Origin of the sequence: Oceanobacillus timonensis (assembly GCF_900166635.1) — a bacterium.
Taxonomy (GTDB): domain Bacteria; phylum Bacillota; class Bacilli; order Bacillales; family Amphibacillaceae; genus Oceanobacillus; species Oceanobacillus timonensis.
The window spans coordinates 3,499,079-3,517,597 of record NZ_LT800497.1; the positions used below are offsets into that span (position 1 = coordinate 3,499,079).

General features: G+C 38.5%; 20 protein-coding genes. 4 read left to right on the forward strand and 16 right to left on the reverse strand.

Going from position 1 to position 18,519, the window contains the following annotated elements; all coding sequences use genetic code 11:
* Positions 1 to 44: 44 nt before the first annotated feature.
* From B7E05_RS17150 to acpS, 10 genes are all read right to left on the reverse strand, one after another.
* Positions 45 to 1,058 carry a PP2C family protein-serine/threonine phosphatase gene (locus tag B7E05_RS17150; RefSeq protein ID WP_080875343.1) on the reverse strand — a complete coding sequence of 338 codons (1,014 nt, stop codon included), beginning with the start codon at positions 1,056 to 1,058 and terminating at the stop codon, positions 45 to 47.
* Between the two features lie 192 nt (positions 1,059 to 1,250).
* Positions 1,251 to 1,652 (reverse strand): anti-sigma regulatory factor, encoded by a 402-nt coding sequence (locus B7E05_RS17155; protein WP_080875344.1) that lies wholly within the window; start codon positions 1,650 to 1,652, stop codon positions 1,251 to 1,253.
* A 3-nt stretch (positions 1,653 to 1,655) separates the two neighbouring features.
* Positions 1,656 to 2,012, reverse strand: coding sequence for an STAS domain-containing protein (locus tag B7E05_RS17160; protein ID WP_080875345.1), 357 nt, complete (start codon positions 2,010 to 2,012; stop codon positions 1,656 to 1,658).
* Positions 2,013 to 2,016: 4 nt separating this feature from the next.
* Positions 2,017 to 2,886: an RsbT co-antagonist protein RsbRA gene (locus B7E05_RS17165; protein WP_080875346.1), complete on the reverse strand. Its 870-nt coding sequence runs from the start codon at positions 2,884 to 2,886 to the stop codon at positions 2,017 to 2,019.
* A gap of 222 nt (positions 2,887 to 3,108) precedes the next feature.
* The gene (locus B7E05_RS17170; RefSeq protein ID WP_245833141.1) at positions 3,109 to 3,822 is read right to left on the reverse strand and encodes an HAD family hydrolase; all 714 of its coding nucleotides are present in this window, start codon (positions 3,820 to 3,822) and stop codon (positions 3,109 to 3,111) included.
* Between the two features lie 159 nt (positions 3,823 to 3,981).
* A complete protein-coding gene (locus B7E05_RS17175) occupies positions 3,982 to 4,344 on the reverse strand; it encodes a type II toxin-antitoxin system PemK/MazF family toxin (RefSeq protein ID WP_080875347.1) in 363 nt (120 codons plus the stop codon).
* A 5-nt stretch (positions 4,345 to 4,349) separates the two neighbouring features.
* Positions 4,350 to 4,568, reverse strand: coding sequence for an antitoxin (locus B7E05_RS17180; RefSeq protein WP_425435117.1), 219 nt, complete (start codon positions 4,566 to 4,568; stop codon positions 4,350 to 4,352).
* A 524-nt stretch (positions 4,569 to 5,092) separates the two neighbouring features.
* The gene (locus B7E05_RS17185) at positions 5,093 to 6,130 is read right to left on the reverse strand and encodes a LolA family protein (protein WP_080875349.1); all 1,038 of its coding nucleotides are present in this window, start codon (positions 6,128 to 6,130) and stop codon (positions 5,093 to 5,095) included.
* Positions 6,131 to 6,195: 65 nt separating this feature from the next.
* Positions 6,196 to 7,710, reverse strand: a complete 1,515-nt coding sequence (locus tag B7E05_RS17190) for an NAD(P)H-hydrate dehydratase (protein ID WP_080875350.1) — start codon at positions 7,708 to 7,710, stop codon at positions 6,196 to 6,198.
* 68 nt (positions 7,711 to 7,778) lie between these two features.
* Positions 7,779 to 8,150: a holo-ACP synthase gene (gene acpS, locus B7E05_RS17195; protein WP_080875351.1), complete on the reverse strand. Its 372-nt coding sequence runs from the start codon at positions 8,148 to 8,150 to the stop codon at positions 7,779 to 7,781.
* A gap of 128 nt (positions 8,151 to 8,278) precedes the next feature.
* On the opposite strand from acpS, the gene B7E05_RS17200 reads away from it, so the two are divergent.
* Positions 8,279 to 9,064 (forward strand): rhomboid family intramembrane serine protease, encoded by a 786-nt coding sequence (locus B7E05_RS17200; protein ID WP_080875352.1) that lies wholly within the window; start codon positions 8,279 to 8,281, stop codon positions 9,062 to 9,064.
* A gap of 225 nt (positions 9,065 to 9,289) precedes the next feature.
* Positions 9,290 to 10,021: a glucosamine-6-phosphate deaminase gene (gene nagB / locus B7E05_RS17205; protein ID WP_080875353.1), complete on the forward strand. Its 732-nt coding sequence runs from the start codon at positions 9,290 to 9,292 to the stop codon at positions 10,019 to 10,021.
* 211 nt (positions 10,022 to 10,232) lie between these two features.
* On the opposite strand, the gene cshA is transcribed toward nagB, so the two are convergent.
* Positions 10,233 to 11,714: a degradosome RNA helicase CshA gene (cshA, locus tag B7E05_RS17210; protein WP_080875354.1), complete on the reverse strand. Its 1,482-nt coding sequence runs from the start codon at positions 11,712 to 11,714 to the stop codon at positions 10,233 to 10,235.
* 911 nt (positions 11,715 to 12,625) lie between these two features.
* On the opposite strand from cshA, the gene B7E05_RS17215 reads away from it, so the two are divergent.
* A complete protein-coding gene (locus B7E05_RS17215) occupies positions 12,626 to 13,537 on the forward strand; it encodes a DMT family transporter (RefSeq protein WP_080875355.1) in 912 nt (303 codons plus the stop codon).
* 23 nt (positions 13,538 to 13,560) lie between these two features.
* Positions 13,561 to 14,415: a DegV family protein gene (locus B7E05_RS17220; protein ID WP_080875356.1), complete on the forward strand. Its 855-nt coding sequence runs from the start codon at positions 13,561 to 13,563 to the stop codon at positions 14,413 to 14,415.
* Positions 14,416 to 14,448: 33 nt separating this feature from the next.
* Here the strand turns inward: B7E05_RS17220 and B7E05_RS17225 are convergent, their stop codons facing one another.
* From B7E05_RS17225 to tcuA, 5 genes are all read right to left on the reverse strand, one after another.
* Positions 14,449 to 15,144 carry an alpha/beta hydrolase gene (locus B7E05_RS17225; protein ID WP_080875357.1) on the reverse strand — a complete coding sequence of 232 codons (696 nt, stop codon included), beginning with the start codon at positions 15,142 to 15,144 and terminating at the stop codon, positions 14,449 to 14,451.
* 102 nt (positions 15,145 to 15,246) lie between these two features.
* A complete protein-coding gene (locus B7E05_RS17230) occupies positions 15,247 to 15,570 on the reverse strand; it encodes a YppG family protein (RefSeq protein WP_080875358.1) in 324 nt (107 codons plus the stop codon).
* A 78-nt stretch (positions 15,571 to 15,648) separates the two neighbouring features.
* Positions 15,649 to 15,933, reverse strand: a complete 285-nt coding sequence (locus B7E05_RS17235) for a glutaredoxin family protein (protein ID WP_080875359.1) — start codon at positions 15,931 to 15,933, stop codon at positions 15,649 to 15,651.
* Positions 15,934 to 16,224: 291 nt separating this feature from the next.
* Entirely contained in the window at positions 16,225 to 16,827 is a 603-nt protein-coding gene (locus tag B7E05_RS17240; RefSeq protein WP_080875360.1) for a PepSY domain-containing protein, read from the reverse strand.
* 166 nt (positions 16,828 to 16,993) lie between these two features.
* Positions 16,994 to 18,505: an FAD-dependent tricarballylate dehydrogenase TcuA gene (tcuA, locus tag B7E05_RS17245; RefSeq protein WP_080875361.1), complete on the reverse strand. Its 1,512-nt coding sequence runs from the start codon at positions 18,503 to 18,505 to the stop codon at positions 16,994 to 16,996.
* Between the last annotated feature and the right edge of the window lie 14 nt (positions 18,506 to 18,519).

Consider the following 18,519-nt stretch of genomic DNA (forward strand, 5'->3'; position numbering starts at 1 on the left):
CATTAACACTAAACTAATATATTGTATTCCCTGCATTTATAACTTTAAACCTCTTTACGAAGAACAATTAATGTAAAATCATCCCGTAACTGGAAATCTTGAAGTTTTTCAAAATACTGATACACGTTATCCACCAGTTCTTGCGCGGGTAAATCAATATATTTCCGGATTACTTCCAGCAGTTCCTCCGTTTCAATAAAACGATCTCCATCCCTGCATTCTGAAACACCGTCCGTCAGAAAGATAATTAAATCATCTTTATCAATATCCAATTCATATTCCCGATACTGCGCATCAGGCATAACACCAAGCACAATGCCTTTCGCCCGGACTTCTTCAAATGTCCCTGTTTCAGCGCGGTAAATATACCCCGGTTCATGACCTGCCGAGGATAACCTTAATTTACTTTCCTTTGGCAGATAGTGTGCATAACACATCGTGATGAACATGCTGGAATCAATATTTCTTTCGACAACCCGATTCAGGTTTTCTAATACTTTATTCGGGGACATGGTCGCTTCCGGATAGCTATCCATTGCATATTTAATCATGGACATGCAAAGTGCTGCCGGTATTCCTTTTCCAATCACGTCTGCAATAGCAATTCCAACAGTGCCATTACTTCCTTTCGTAAAATGATGGTAATCTCCATTCATCTGATGAGCAGGAACGCTGACAACTCCAATATCCAGTCCGTTAATTTCCGGCTTTTTAGTTCCCAGTAAAGTCTTTTGCATATTCGCAGCCACCGAAATCTCAGAAGTCAGCACATCTTTTTCCTGTCTTAAATAATCTACTTCCTGCAATGCCAAACCATAGAAAACAGTTGCTTCCAATAAAAATTCCATGGAAAGCTTGTACTCCTCCATCAGTTCCGGATAAATATGTTCCATTGCCTGGATATGCAAATTAATTAATTCTTCAGGTAAGATATTTTTTTTAATAAAATCTTTACTGATTAATTCAAGGTCATATAACGCTTTTTCGTCTTGTGTTTCAATATACTTCTGTAATAGTTCTTGATATTTTACCGTATTTTTCTCAATGGTTTCTTTCACGATGGTTACTCCCCCTATACTCAGAACCTTTTATTCTCTTTTAAGGCTTTCCCCAATATTGGTAATTCAAGTGCGTGTGCCTTTAAACGCACTGTTATTTTCTCTTTATCACACCTGAATGGTCCGTGCTGCATTCACTGTTTGAAACAAGGAAAGTTACTCAAATGAAAAGACCGGAGGATGAAGCGGAAACTATCTGGTCCATTTAATCACTTTAATTTGCGTTCCTTCCCCGACTGTGGATGCTATATCAAAATCATCCATCAAACGTTTTACTCCAGGTAATCCAGCACCTAGTCCTCCAGAGGTTGTATAGCCATCTTGCATAACACGGCTGATATCTTTTATTCCTGGACCAACATCAACTGCAGTCATTAATATTCCTTTTTGACTGTTCGTATAGATGTGCTCAAAACAAATTTGTCCATTTTCAGCATATAAATAGATATTACGAGCTAACTCGGATACTGCAGTAGCAATTCTAGCCTGGTCGACGGTCCCAAAGCCGACTTCTTTCGCCATTTCCCGGCCAAGCTGTCTTGCTCCTACAATGTCCCACTCTTTTTGAATGTTGACACAGGATCGCGGATTCATATACTAACCTCCTAATTCCTGGTGCAGCTTCACTAATCCCTGTTCTAAATCTAATGCAGTTGGGACTTTTTGCAAGTGTATTCCCAAATCGATTAATGTCATTGCAACAGCCGGCTGTATTCCGGTTAATACAACACGTGCCCCCATTAAATCTGACATAGATACGACATCACCCAGCACCTTAGCAATGAAGGAATCAATAATCTCTACAGATGTTAAATCAATAACAACACCTGATGCATCTGTTTGATGGATTTTCTCTAATAAGTCTTCTTGAAATTGAATAGCTGTCTGATCATCAATTTCCGTCTGAATAGAAATTAACAAATAGTTATGTAGCTTTAAAATAGGTATTCGCATTCCGTTATTCCTCCTTAAGAGAACGCATAATATCTTCTATTCCCTTGCCTTTTGCAGGCATTTCAACAACTTCTCTGTCCGTAATCTCAAGCGCTTTTGTAAAACCTTTTTGCAATGTGCTTCTGGTCGGGAATTTACTTAAATCAATTCCGATATTTACAATGGTTTGGGCGATTTCCGGACGGATTCCGACAAGAATACATGTGGATCCAATCAATCTGACTGCTTCTGCTGCCTGAATAATATGATGAGCAACCATTGTATCCACAACTGGAACTCCTGTAATATCAATTAATACAACTTCGGAGTTGTGCTTAATGGTACCTTCCAGCAAGTTTTCCATAATCAATTTTGCCCTGTCAGTATCAATGGTACCGATCAGCGGCATAATTGTTATTCCTTCCATCACCGGAATGAGCGGTGCCGATAACTCTTGCAGTGCTACCCGTTGCAGAGACAGCATATTTTCCCAATTTCCTGTGTATTCATTAACTAGTTGGCGGATTAAAGGTTCTACCCACTCATCCACACTGGTTAAGACATTTTGAAAATGGTTGGAATCTACTTGGTCTGCTTGTTTTAATAAAAACTCAATTGTGACACGACGAAAAACCTGCAGTCCATCAGTGATGTAACTCAACGGCCAGCCAAGATTGATTATCTTCTCCGAGAATTCCTCCACTAACTTGGAAGAGCCTTCATTCTGGATACTTGCAAAAATAACATTTACAAATTCCCGGTTGGTATTTACATAGAGTTCATCGGAAATACTTGCTGTATAATTCCCTGATTTCATTCGTCCGATTTCATCCATCCAACTATCGACAATAGAATCACTGTTTTTGATAATTAATTCTTTCAGCTTTTCATCCATAAGTAGTACCTCCATTTTTTCTTTTTCGATAAATTTCTTATTATGATGACTGTTTTTTATTCTTGCTGTATCAACTAGAAACACAAAACTACTATTTAAAAAGCACTGTATTTATCCCTTTTTAGTATAACATAAATGGTATATATCTAGCATTGCTGGAAATAAGGCGGGTTCTATCAATCATTTTAAAATATCCGTTAAAATTCTTCTACATCGAAATATTTATTTCTTGCTGGAACACAAGAATAATTCTCGTAACTCCTTGGCACTATAAACCGTTTTATCTGGTTTTATCGCATTTTTTGGCATTTCCCTTTTACGATGGTTCATCCAAAATGCCTGCCAGCCAACTTGTTTAGCTCCAACCATATCATTAGCAAAGGAATCACCGACATAAACGGTCTCTTCTCTTGTCAACGCAAGCTTATCCTCAATAAAATGAAAGGCTTGCTTCGACGGTTTGGAATACCCGATTGTGTCTGAGATAAATAAATGTTCTTCGGGAATCCATTTGCTTAATTTTAACTGATTGATTTTCATCTTTTGATGTGCTTCTGTCCCATTCGTCAAGATAGCCAGTTGTTTTTTCTTTCTAACAAGATCATCCAGTAATTCTACAACTTCATCAAATAACGCTATTTTTCCTTGTTCTTGAACATAGATATTCTGAAACGCCAAAGCTTGCTCAGCTGTTATTTCTATTCCCACGTCCATACAAGCATCTTTGATGCGGCGTATATGCATTTCCTCCAGCGTCATTTTACCTGCCATTTGATCATCAAATAACGCATCACTATATTTCCGGCTTATCAGATAAAGATTATCCAGTTCCTTATCCGACAAAGGTGCATTTAATACTTTTTTACATGTTGTTCTGAATGTTGCCGCCTGGTCATATAAAGTATCATCCATATCAAAAATAATTGTGTTCAACATGATCAGCCTCCCCCATTTATCTTACTATAAAGTAAAACGTCATTCATTGGAAAATTTCCTTTCCTAACCCCCCTGAATAAAGCTGCGTCTTTTCATCCATTAAAAAAAGACAGTTCTCTAAGAGAACCATCTTTTTATCATAGTTACAGAAAAATCATATTAATTATTACTGTACACATCTCGTAAGCCAAGGCTTATTTCTAATGCTTGATCGATTTTTTCCATCATTTCTTTATCTAATTTGGTAATTTTATCCGTTAACCGCTGCTTATCTAATGTACGAATTTGTTCCAACAGAATGACTGAATTCCGATCAAATCCATAACGCTTTGCATCAATCTCCACATGCGTAGGCAGTTTAGCCTTTTGTATCTGTGCAGTGATAGCCGCTACAATAACAGTCGGACTAAATCGATTACCTATATCGTTTTGGATAATAAGAACTGGCCGCACGCCACCCTGTTCTGAACCGACCACAGGGGATAAGTCAGCAAAATAAACCTCGCCTCTTTGAACGATCACAAGTGTTACACCCCGATCACAGAGCGCTCTAGAGTTATTTCAGCCTCCTCTTCAGCTTGAAAAGCCTCTGAAGCAATCGTTAGATTAATTCTTGCCATTTCCTCATATCCGCGCTGCATTGTTTCATGAAAACGTTGGAGGTGTTCTTCTTTTTTATGGTTTAAATAAGTTTGAGTTGCTTCACATATAAAGTCGTTTAAATCAGAACTATTCTCATATTTCATCAACCCATCCACCTCACTCAGTAAATTCTTCGGTATTTTCACTAAAATTTCTTCTTTATTTTCAGCCAAATCCTAGCACCCCCGCCAACAATTAACGTTCGTTATTCAATTTAATAATATGATAGCATTGTCATCATACATTTGCAAAGGGGTTATGGCGAAATTATAAAAAAATCATGTAAATTTGTCGTTTTGCACCTTAAATTTTGAGCTATATATTACTTTTGAGCATTTAAAATGAATATTTATACCCTCATCTTGATTTTGGAACAGGTGTTAAGAATTAGATCCTGTGCCATTATTCAAAACGGTTATTAAGATGTTGCCTTTGACGAGAGTGATTTGCTCCATCCATCAAAACCGTTAACAACTTTTCGAACATGCTGGAATGAATGTATTTATGCAATGAAATAAATACCTGTCTATTAATTATATGCCAATATGTTAAAATCATACCTCAGAATCAAAAACAGCCCATACAAAAACAGGCCCGGTATTTTGAGCCTGCTTTTGTCTTCGTCGTATCATTTGCTTAACTGTCCCTGCACAGATTGTGCTACTTCAATCATTTCTTCTTTCGTCAACTCTGTGCTGGCCACTTGGTATTCGACGCCCTGGTAATTCCACGTTAATGCATTTCCCTCTAGCGCTGCAACGGTCGCTCCCAAATTCACAATGTCTCCATTTACTACTTCTGGACCAGAGCTTACTGGAGCGGTTTCTCTGACTTCCTGGACAAGCGTGAAGTTCTTCTCTCCTTCATAGGTCGTAATAATACGTTCCCCATCATCTAAGGAAATTTCCTGCTTATCTGCCACTTCTGCTCCAGCTGTGAATGTAGGATACAGCTCGCGGACTTCCTCTGCTGCTGTTTCCATTGCTTCTCCTTCTTCTGCGTTGGAACTTTCTTCTCCTGTCTCTTGTTCCATATTCTTATCCATTGAAAAATCATCTTCCGCAAAGGTTGCATCTAAATCAAATCCGTGAAACGTCACATTTACCAGTGGTTCTCCATCTTGATTTAACACATTCACCATAGCCGGTGTATGACTGGACTTATCAAAATAAATTTCCTGTGCCGGTAAATTATTGTTGCTCTGATAATTTGTCTTTGTCCGGAAAATATAATGGTCGTCCGTCTCTTCAAATTCCGCTTCCGGATCATTTATTACATCACTTACAAGCGATTGAAGTAAATATGGCTGACTGCCGTTTTCCGGCCAATCCGATTGGAATTTAAAGCTTTTTTCCAAGGCAGGTGTCAACACAAAGACACCATCCGTATTTTTCAAAATCACTTGACTTTCGTTTTGATCAGCTTCATTTTCAAGCTTCACACGATATTGGTCATCTGCCTGATACCAGATGTCAATTAGAAAAGTTTGCTCCTGTTCCCCTGTATTCATCGTCATATCCGCTGTTGCTTTATACGCATCCAAATCTGCCACTGTTTCTTGCAATTCTTCTACAACATCTTCCTGCGTTTTTTCCCCACATGCTGCCAATACCAAACTACATACACCTAATAGTAAAACGACACTGAAAAAACGTCTGTTTATCATTAGCATATCTCCCTTGTCTCAATTAACAAAGGGAACGATTTGTTTGTATAAAACAATACAACGTTTTAAGAAAATGTACGGATTGCTTCCGGAATACCCTGAATAACGTCTCCTGCGAGCAAATCCTGTTCCGAGTGTTTTTCTTGGACTAGCAAGTCTGCAGATTTTCCGTGCAAGAAGCAAGCATTGGTTATCCCTGCAAAAATAGATTCACTTTGCATGACCATCGCTAAAATCATTCCGGTCAATACATCTCCGCTGCCGCCTTTGGCAAGTCCGGGGTTTCCGCTTGACTCCACGGCCTGGTTTCCATCCGGACTCGTTATGATGGTATGCTTTCCTTTTAATACAAGGTAACAGTGATAACGTTTTGCAAATGCTGCGCTATATCGGAAAGGCTCCATAAGTAATTCTGGAACAGATATATCCATTAATGCCGCAAGTTCTCCTGGATGTGGTGTTAAAATAAGCGGAGCCTGTCTTGAACCGAAATCTGTTAAATACGATTTCAAATGATAAAGGCCATCAGCATCAATAATGACTGGTCCTTCAAATGGAAGCAGTGCCGGAAAAATGCCTTTTGCCGTTTCTTCCTTCCTTCCTAAACCAATTCCAACAGCCACTGCATCAAAACCGGATAAGTCTATATGATCGATTCCGGCGATGTTGCCATCTGTTTCTGGTGTCGCGATATACATTGCCTCGGGATTATTTCCTGCAATCATAGAAATAACATTCCTGACAGACGCTGTTGTTAATAAACCGGATCCTGTTCGCAAAGCAGCCTTGGTCGTCATAAGGATGGATCCCGGCATTGGATCACTCCCGCCGATAATCAACCCTCTTCCATGGTTTCCTTTATGCGAATTTACTTCCCTCTCTGGAAAAGATTCCTGAAAACGAGAAGACGTCCACAAGCATTTTTGCGTATGCGTCTGAAATAGTTTTTCAGGAAATCCGATATCAGCAACAATCCACTCCCCATAATAAGAGGATGTGTTCTGACAGACTGCGGATTGTTTAACGGCACCAATCATAATCGTAACGTCTGCTTCAATGGCTTGAAAATCTGAAGAACCTTCATCTGCCGGAAGTCCGCTTGGGATATCGATGGAAATAACGTATGCATTTTGTTTATTTACTTGGCTGGTCACCGTTAATATATCTCCTCTTAATGCACCACTCACACCAATACCAAGCATAGCATCAATAATCACATCTGCTCCTTGGAGAACCGTCTCTATGCTATCTGCATCATAACGCTCCACCTGGCCGCCAAATTGCCTATAAACCTCCCTATGATAAGCTGCATCTCCCGTTATTTTTTCATCTGGTGCAACCTGGATGGTTTTGACCTGATAACCTGCTTCTGACAGGACGCGGGCAATGACAAAACCATCCCCGCCATTATTACCACTGCCAACCAAAATAACGATTTTTTCTTTTCCAGTCAGCCGCTTCTCTATTTCTTTACTTGCTTCTCTCCCTGCATTCTCCATGAGTATTTTTCCGTCAAGTCCAATGGTGCTGATGGTTTCCCGGTCAACCTTGTACATTTCTTCCGCGGTAACAATATACAAATTCGTTCCCTCCTACCGCAATAAAATATATGAGACAAACTATGCGTTTATGCATTTTTAGAATGCTATTATGTTTCTATATCCGGTTCTTTTTCTAATAAAACCTGTGCAATAGCATACTCCCTGCTGTGGGAGATAGACAAGTGGATATGAATATCATTCATTCCTTCTGCCTGCATCTCTGGTGCACCGTTCGCATGATTTCTAATTTCGATTTGTTGAAAGCTCAGTTTTCCTATTCCGGTACGATTTGCTTTAGCCAAAGCCTCTTTGGCAGCAAACCGGCCTGCTACATACTCTATCCGCCTATGAGCTGATAAAGTCTTTGCTTTTTCCTGTTCTGCTTTTGTTAAAATACGCTCCGAAAAACGGTTATTTTTTTCAAGCAACCGTTTAATTCTCGCTAACTCAACGATATCCACACCTGTTCCAAGTATCATTGTCACTACTCCTAAATATTATTCCATGTATCGTTACGCCTTTTTAATGGTCATAATCAATATAATTACTTATTATATTATATAGGATAACTTAATCAGTTTGAAGCGTTGGCTATGGGAGGCAAAATATGTTTATAAGAACGGAACGAAGCATCAAAGAATTTTTTCAATTATACCCTATCGTAACCATCATTGTCGGGATTAATATATTTCTTTGGTTCATTATTGATTTTCTACATTTACAAATCGGCCAATATATCCGATTTTTCGGTGTAGGCATTAATGCTGGTATTGCACAAGGAGAGTGGTGGAGAATCTTCACACCGATTTTTCTGCATGCCGGCTTTATGCATATGCTGTTTAATTCCTTTTCGCTGGTGCTGTTCGGTCCAGCACTGGAGCAGATGCTTGGCAAAATCAAATTTATTTTAGCTTATGTTGGTACAGCTGCCACAGCTAATATTGTGATTTACTTTATCGAATCGCCTACTTATGCTCATTTAGGAGCATCTGGCGCGATTTTCGGTTTGTTCGGAATATACGTCTATATGGTTATTTTCCGCAAAGATTTAATCGATCAGTCCAGCAGCCAGATTGTTGGTGTGATTGTAGCTATTGCACTGGTTATGACTTTCCTGCGGGGCAATATAAGTATACTTGGGCATTTATTCGGTATTTTCAGTGGTTTTATCTATGCACCGCTGCTCTTAGCAGGAGTGAAGAGTTATTCACCTTGGGTACGGCCGCGGCCGCGAAAAAGAAAATATGTTGATGACGATGATGGCCCGCAATTCGATCCAAACCGGTGGAACAGAAAAAAGAAAATACCAGAGGGCATCCGTAAAAATATGCTATGGATCATAGTCGCTATTATTGCTATCTTATGGTTATTAGGACAGGCGAATATTTTATAAAGTCAGCAGCTGGACATGATTTTTCATGCCCAGCTTTTTTCATATAGATGAAAAAGTTCTGGCTGACGACATAATAAATATCAACCACCTTGTATGCAGCAGAGAGCATAAAAATATCTTTACCATTATTATCGGCAATCAAGTACAAGCTAGTAGCAGAAGCATCAAAGAAACGGTATAATGAAAACAAATAATAATTTATATCTACATTATAGGGGGAAAATAATGAATATTATTCGAGCAGAAAACTATAAAGAGATGAGTCAGCTGGCAGCCAAAAAACTAGTAGAACAAATAAACGAAAAATCAGACAGTGTCCTTGGTTTAGCAACGGGATCAACACCAGAAGGATTATATGAAGAAATCATTAAAGCGCATAAAGAAGATAATATTTCTTTTAAAGATGTGACAACTTTTAATTTAGATGAGTATGTCGGACTTAACAAAGATAACCATCAAAGCTATTACTACTACATGCATCACCTCCTGTTTAATCATATTGATATCAATGGCGGCCAGGTTAATCTGCCAAATGGAGATGCACATGATTTACAGGAAGAATGTAATCGCTATGAAAAAGCGATTAAACAAGCAGGTGGCGTAGATATTCAAATTTTAGGAATTGGTTTAAATGGGCATATTGGTTTCAACGAACCAGGAACACCTTTCTCCATGCAAACCCATATTATTGATTTGGATGAATCTACCCGCCAAGCAAATGCACGCTTTTTCGATTCCATTGATGATGTACCATCACAAGCCATTACAATGGGAATCGATACGATTATGCAGTCCAAACAAATTATTCTTATCGTATCTGGTTCACAAAAAGCAGAAGCATTAGAGAAATTAGTGAATGGACCTGTAACAGAAGATTTTCCGGCTTCTATTTTACAACAGCATGCGAATGTAACCATTATCGCTAATCGAGATGCACTATCTGAACTCTCTAAATAAATAATGTAAAAAAAGAAGTATTTACTTTAAATAACGAGTAAATACTTCTTTTTGTCGTTGCTCCACTGCCCCAGACTATTCTCTTTAGACTTCAATCACTCGTCTCATCGACATACGCTCTATCCGTTCGCTCTGTTCGGATACCTAAAATAAAAGGATGAGGCAATGTTCTGCAAGAACGATGCTTCATCCTTTTATTTACTGACGTTGATTAACGGTCATCTCTTCTTTTACGTTGGTAATTCCCTTTACCTTTGCGGTTTCTACCGCCCTGATTTCTGCCGCCTTGATTGCGTCCACCTTGTCCGCGTCCGCCATAATAGCGTTTTTTATTGTTACCGCGGTTATTATTATCATTCTTAGCTTTTTTCACACTAATTGGTGCAGCGGAAGAAATACGTACTGGTGTATCTCTTCTTTCTTTCGTCATCATGCTTATCGCCGCAGCAATAACGGTAACGGAATCATGATCATTTAGTAATTCTTTTGCAGCTTCATAATAAGGCTTCAAATCTTTTTGATCAATTGCCTTTTTCACTTTATCCACCGTTACTTGCTGCTGTCCGCGTTGTGCATCCTGGTTAGTAGGAGGCGTTAAACGCTTCATTTTACTTTTTGTTGTTTTTTCAATCAAGCTCAGGTGCGCCATTTCTCTTGGTGTAATAAAGGATATAGCTTCCCCGGTTTTTCCTGCACGGCCGGTTCTGCCAATGCGGTGAACATAACTTTCCGGATCCTGCGGAATGTCAAAGTTATAAACATGTGTTACACCGGAAATATCTAATCCGCGGGCTGCTACGTCTGTTGCTACAAGAACATCCACTCGCCCTTGCTTAAATTTATTCAATACAGACATACGTTTTCCTTGGGTTAAGTCACCATGGATTCCTTCCGCTCGGTAACCTCTTGCCTGAAGTCCTTCTGTAATTTCATCCACACGTTTTTTTGTTCTTGCAAAAACGATAGCTAATTCCGGAGAGTTAATATCTAAATGATTATTTAACGTTTCAAATTTAAATTTCTCTGGAATTTCAATAAAATACTGATCAATATTCTCTACTGTCATTTCTTTTGCTTTTACCTTGACTTCTTTAGGCTCTTTCATCAGTGTCGTCGCAATATCGCGAATTTCTTTTGGCATCGTCGCAGAGAAAAGCAATGTTTGTCTCTCTTCCGGAATACCTTTTAAAATCTCGCGGATATCGTCAATAAAGCCCATATTAAGCATTTCATCTGCTTCATCAAGAACAGCTGTATGCACTTCATCAATACGAATCGTTTTACGACGCATATGATCCATTAAACGTCCCGGTGTTGCCACCACAATTTGTGGACCACCTTTTAAAGCTCGAATTTGGCGATCCATTGGTGAACCGCCAAAAATAGCAAGTGCCCGTATACGTTTGAATTTAGAAAGGCGGTTAATTTCTTCAGCTACTTGAATAGCCAGTTCACGCGTAGGCGCAATAATTAAACTTTGTACCTTTCTCAGTTTTGGATTGATTTTATTAATTAAAGGAATACCAAATGCTGCAGTTTTCCCTGTACCAGTTTGCGCTTGTCCAATCACATCGTTTCCTTCCAGCGCATATGGAATCGTCTCTGCTTGAATCGGGGTTGCTTCTTCAAACCCCATTTCTTCTAAAGCTTTCATTATTGGCGCAGAAACACCTAGTTCATTAAATTTAGTCACGTAATCGTCGACTCCTTTTTATTTTTATTGCAAAAGAGGCCTTATAAGTGCATGTTCAAAATAGCCACGGCAATCAGCTTTTACAGGATAGGATGACTTCTGCAGCCGCCACACTTGCTTTCGAGTGAGATGCGTCATCGCAACGCTCTTTGTTGGAACGAAAAGTTCCAATCCCGAGACAAGCATGTTCTTAGCAGAATGTCACTATCCAGCCGCTTCTTATTCGAGGGCTTTTGAACCTCATCTATAAAGAAAGTAGTTATTAAGAGTTTCTCATACTTTTCATCTTATTATACAAATCAGTAACAATCTCTGAGCAGCCCGGAAAAAGAGGCAACCTGTTTTTATGCATCATCCTGCTTCGATACAGATGTATTTTCATTACTGATTCACTACCTAAAAATTGCTGATTGAATGACCATACCACTCCACATCAGCAATTAAACGAATAACGTATTTTAGTTCGTATTCATTATCCATGTTTAAAGTATTAGAAAACCTGGCATTCTACAACCTTTTGGGTGAATGCCTCCGTTGGGGTTTCTATGACTCATCCCATTAAAATCGTTACTTTTATACAAACAGAATAACGCTGTATGTTCCTGTTTGCCAAAAAAGGCATAACCAATTTCAATAAGGTTAAGAGGCCTCCATAAAAATGCTCTACTAATGATACCATATTTACATAACAGATATCCAGTGTACTGATTAAAATGATTTTTTTTTCGTTACGTGATAAAATGTAGTTAGTTATGTATGCGTATGCACTAGGAATTTCCAGATTCATTTTATTTGAGATGAACCTCTTCCCCAATGAAGAATGTATCATGCGCCCACATTCAGTTCTTCACTTTGAACACACGCGAAAGAAAAATACATCATGTTGAAAATGTGAAAAGGGAGTTATCACCATGCGTCATTCCGCATTTAACCCTAAAGCTGCAGTTGTTATTGGGGTTTTTTCTATATCTACAACAGCAATTTTTGTCCGGCTTGCCACAGAGGCACCCGCTTCCATCATAGCTAACTATCGCCTTTTGTTTGCCGTTTTACTCTTATTGCCATTTATTTTATTTCATTATAAGCACGAATTTAAACGTATTTCCACAAAAAATTGGTGGCTTTCCATTCTTGCCGGAACCTTTTTAGCGTTCTATTTTATTTTGTGGTTTGAATCACTCCATTATACTTCTATCGCCAGCAGCGTTGTACTTATATCACTTCAGCCGATGCTTGCTTTTATCGGAACATACTTTATTTTTGGCGAACGTTTTTCATCTGGAGCCATCATCAGCATATTCATCGTCTTACTTGGCGGATTGATTATAGGTTCCGGAGATTTCCAGTTGTCAGGCAACGCATTGTATGGAGACATGCTTGCATTGCTCGGGGCTATTGCGGTGACCATCTACTTTTTATCCGGTCAGCATGTCCGGAAAAAAGTTTCATTAATCACCTATACATTTATTGTCTATGGAATCAGTGCCATCATATTAACACTGTTTAATGTCATCCGGCAGGAAAATTTCTTCTCTTATCCCGCTGATCATTGGTGGATATTTATTGCTTTAGCTATTATCCCGACCTTTTTAGGCCATTCTCTTTTTAATTGGTCCTTAAAATGGCTGAGCACATCCACGATTTCCATGGCTTCCGTATTTGAACCGATTGGCGCAAGCATCCTTGCTTTTCTGATTTTAAATGAAGCGCCGACCTGGGCACAGTTCCTTGGTGGAACCATCATTGTATTTGGATTATTTTTGTTTATCCTGAGTACATCCCGAAAAGACAAAGTAACTATTTCAACAAAAAATTATAAATGAAAACATACGAAGCAGGTGAATCAATGACCATTCAATTAATGACCGACAGCTCTGCTGATCTGCCTTTATTCTTACAAAATAAACTTCACGTGAAAATCGTTCCGCTATATCTTCATTTCAGTGACGGGCAGTATAAAAGCGGACAAACAATGGATATTGAATTATTCCATCAGAAAGTAAAAGAACTGGGAGAAGTGCCTCGTTCAGCAGCTCCCAGCCCATCCGATTTTTATGAAGCATATAAACAAATTCCGTCTGAAAAACCGATTCTGATGTTAAGTATATCCAATGAAATAAGCAGTACTTATGCAAACGCTGTGGCCGGAAAAAAGCTATTATTAGATGAAGAACCCGGCCGTGTCATTGAAATTCTTAATACAAAGACTGCTTCCTGCGGCATTTGTCTGTTGATGCATGAAGCAAATAGAAGAATAGAGGCAGGAAGCTCCTTTGAGCAGTTAGTCGATCATCTGAGCGAACGCATTGAACAGACTGCTACCCTGTTTGTATTAAAAAGTTTAGATAACCTTGTTTTAGGTGGCCGGTTAGAGAAAATGAAAGGAAAGATTGCAAAAACGTTAAACATAAAAATACTGATGAAAGCAACAGATGAAGGGAAAATCGATGTCGCAGAAAAAGTACGCGGCGAAAAGAAATCTTTACAACGATTCGTTGATCAAATCGGAGAATATACACAAGATGCAGAGAATAAAATCATTACCATGACTTACTGCCGAGACAAAGAAAGAGCGCTCCGTGTACTTGAAAAAATCCGCAGTAAATATGCTTTTTACGATGCTATTTTAGAGGAGTCCGGTCCACTTATATCAACGTACGGTGGGGAAGGAGCCCTTGTTATTTCCTTTTTTAAAAAATAATAGAAAATGCTGGGAGTTTATCCCAGCATTTTTTCATGCAGTTGATTCCATTAGAAAATCATAAACCATATTATTTAATGTGTCTTTATCCGTTCCCAGGCAAATTAAGTGTTTGGATCTTTCAAAGAAGACAACTTCTTTTTCCTTCGAATGGATTTCTTTATCCAGATAATAAGCTGTTTTATAAGGAACCATACCATCAAGCTGTCCTTGGGCAATTAACACGGGCGTATTTACTTTATCCAAGTATTTTCTTGTAAAACGAACCAATTTCATAAACTCAATATGCGCTTTAAACGGTACGACTCCTGCTTTCTTTTTATAATGATGGAATAATTGATTTTCTTTTAAATGACCGCGCAACCCGTCCCCTATGATGCCGGCAACATCTAAGCCTATCTGTTTAAAGGATAAATATTTGCCGGAAGTGGATAACAGCACAAGCTTGGTAATGTCGTATTTTGCTGCTAAATAGGAAGCAATCATTCCACCCATAGAAAATCCGATAATATAAACGGTATCGAACTGTTCAACAAGTGTTTGTAATTCTTCTTCCGCTGCCTGAATCCAGGCCTCATAAGAAGCATCTTCCAAATTTAATTCTGCTCCATGTCCCGGCAAGGTTGGTACTTTTATATGCCAGTCCGAGCTGTCTCTTAAATAATTTGCCAATGGCTCCACTTCATAGGGCCCTCCTGTATACCCATGAATAATTAAACATCCTGTCATAATTTTCTTCTCCTTTTACAAATTTACGCACTTCATGGAATCGCCTCCTGTGATTGAACCAGGAGGATAACCTTATTTTTTCTGAATTTGATTGATATATACTTACATGAATCCTTTTACAAACGTACTAAATTGTTTGACGATAGGTGATACTTGATGGTAAGTGCTTGCCAATTGGCCCACCTTGCTGATCACCGTGTCAAAATTAAGCGGATTATTCTCATTCGTCCCGCCTGTACCAACAGCCGCTTGTGACTGGGTTTGTTGCTGGGACATTAAATATTGTGTTGGCAATTCTGGCTTTGAAAACAATTCATATGGAGTAAGCTCTTGCCTCATGTTACGTTGACTTATATTTGAAGAATTTGGTATATACGGATGATTTCTATTCCATTCATTAGGGGGCGCATTTCTTTGATACTGCACATTTCTCACCTTCTTTTGCTTTTGATGTTTTCGATTACTGCCATTTTATGCAAATGAAAGCGTATATGTGCATTCTCTTTATTGATCTCTAAACACATTTTCAAAGGAAAACGCGTCATTATTTGAATTATTACCTAATCCTAACTCATATCGAATTTTATTCTTCTGCACTCCTTCTATTTTCTTCCCCTCAATAAAAAGTGTCGGTGTTCCAAAAACTTTCATTTCTTGCAGTTCTTTTAAGTATGCTTTGTTTTTGGTAACATTTTTCAGTTCATAGGTAACATCATTTTCATCCAGAAATGCTTTTACCTTCTCCGATGCCTGATTGTCTTCACTGAAAAACAATGTGACCTTCTTCATAACAAATCCTCCTAATTAATCCCTTCTCAAACATTTATCTTATAATTAATTACCCTCTTTTTTCACGTGTAAAACACTTCATAATATAAAAACTTTCATTTGCTTGTGTTCGAATAAACTTGTCCATTTTTATATTTTGTACTTCCACATTTTTTATACGTCGCTATACGAACTCCTCAATATAAAACGAACTTTCACGCAATGGGAGTTTCCGGACCGTTCTCCATGATAAATTTCCCAAACGCAAAAAAGAGGACAGAATTGCCCCCTTTTTTCCTTTATTTATTTTTATCAATCGTCTTCATAGTCAACTTCCAAGGAAAGAATATCTCCTGTTTCAGCATGAATATCGATGTCTGCTTCTTTCTGCCCATTAACAAGCTCCAGCTCATAAACATATTTGCCATCATCATGATCGAATTCCATTTCGACAACTTCCCCATCAAATTCTTGTTTAGCAATCTCAATTGCCTCTTCTTGTGCTATGAAGTTGCTCCTGTCAACATGATTCTGTTCATTTTCTTTGTTTGCTTTTTGCTGGTCTGCTTCCATGTTTCTTTCTTCATCTCTGTCATCATCGTCTTTTTCTTCATAAACAACTTCACCGGAAGCGGCATCTATGACCACATCATATTCTTGATTGTCAGCGATAATTTCCGCTTCATAGTAAAGGTTATTTCCTTCTTTATCTAATTCTAATTCTTTAATGGTTCCTTGATATTCCTCTTCCAGCTTTTTCGTTGCCTCTTCCATTGTTACGTTTTCTTTTTCTGTAATTTGTACTTGCTCTTCATTTGGTTCTGAGGCTTCTGATGCTTCTGTATGATAAATTCCTGTCCCGACAATTCCAGTCAATGCGATGGCTCCAACGATTATTCCAATTTTTTTGTTCATTTGTTTTTCCTCCTTATTTCTTATTAACTACATCTTAACCAATAATAATGACAACACCATTGGAATAAGATTAGAATTTCATGAGAAATACGTTTGCGGGGAAAATGGTATAAACAAAACCTGCACTAATTTGGATTTTACCGTTGTTATTTTTAATGGAACTTTTTTATTTATTAATTACTTCAACATATTGCTGCACATAATTTGCTGCTGACTCTCCTGCCAGCTTTCCAAACACAGCCCCTGACATTAATCCGGACCCGCCAGGATAGTTCCCATAAAAAAGCCCTCCTATCATTTCTCCTGCAGCAAAAAGACCTGGTATTGGAGTCTCTTCCTCATCTAACACTTCACTATGCTTATTCGCTTGAATTCCTCCAAACGTAAAAGTAATTCCACAAGTAACCGGATAAGCATAGAATGGTGCTTGTTGAAAAGACAAAGCCCAATTGCTTTTCGGGGGCGTTATTCCTTCCGTCCCTTTACCATCTTTCGTTGCCGGGTTATATTCCCCGTCCTGTACAGCTTGGTTATAGCTTTGTATCGTTTCTAAAAATGTATCTTTATCCACATCCATTTTTTCAGCCAGTTCTTCGATTGAATCAGCTTTTATACATGTAGCTTCTTCTAAATCATACTCCGCTCTCAACAATGGACGAACCTGCTCATCAAATAATTGAAATGCTTTCTGTTTTGGCTGACGCAGTGTTTCTTTTCCATATTTCGCATAAGTATAATTTCTAAAATCAGCCCCCTCGTCAACAAAACGTTCTCCATTTGCATTTACAATTAAACCGAGAGGATAGGAAGATTTTTTGTAAATATCACCTGGTTTTTTATAATCTCCAACTTTAGGAGCTTGAAAATCTGTCGTATGTGCATGGCAGCTTGACCAATCACCATAAGGTTGTGCCCCTGCTTTCATTGCCATATCAAGACCGTCCCCTGTATTGAATTCACTTCCACGGACGATCGCTTCTCCCCATTCTTCTCCAAGGTATTTCATCCTTTTTTCCTTGTTTGCTTCAAAGCCGCCGCATGCCAAAACCACTGACTTCGCCTGAATTTCCTTTCTCACTCCGTTTTCCTCAACAATGAGACCGCTTACTTTATTATTTGCAGTTTCTAGTTGAACTGCTCTCGTGTCATAACGAATTTCTACCCCAAGTGATTCTAATTTTTGAAATAATGCCTCGACTAATCCGATACCTTTGCGATATGTTTTCACAGGTAATCCGCCCCAAAACTGCTGGACGCCATTATTATCAAATGACTGGTTTTCATTTAATTCAAAACCTACTCCTTGCTGCTTCATCCATTGAATGGTCTCATAAGATTTTTCAACTAATTGTTTGGAAAGCTCCGGATCGCTTTTCCCTTCTGTTACGGAAATAATATCTTGATGAAAGTCAGCTTCTTGATATTCCGGCATGCTTATTTTTTCAAAATCCTCTGAAGTTAAATGTGATAAAATGGGCTTTAATGCATGTTTATCTTGATAAGCAAAGCGAATTGCTCCATCTGTAAAGAAAGAATTTCCACCACGTTTTTCCTTGGGACCACGTTCCAAAATAAGGACATCCATTCCATTTTCTTTTGCAGCAACTGCTGAACAAAGTGCTGCATTCCCAGTACCTACAACAACGACATCACATTTTTGGTTTTCGTTTTTATTCATATTGTCCTCCCTTA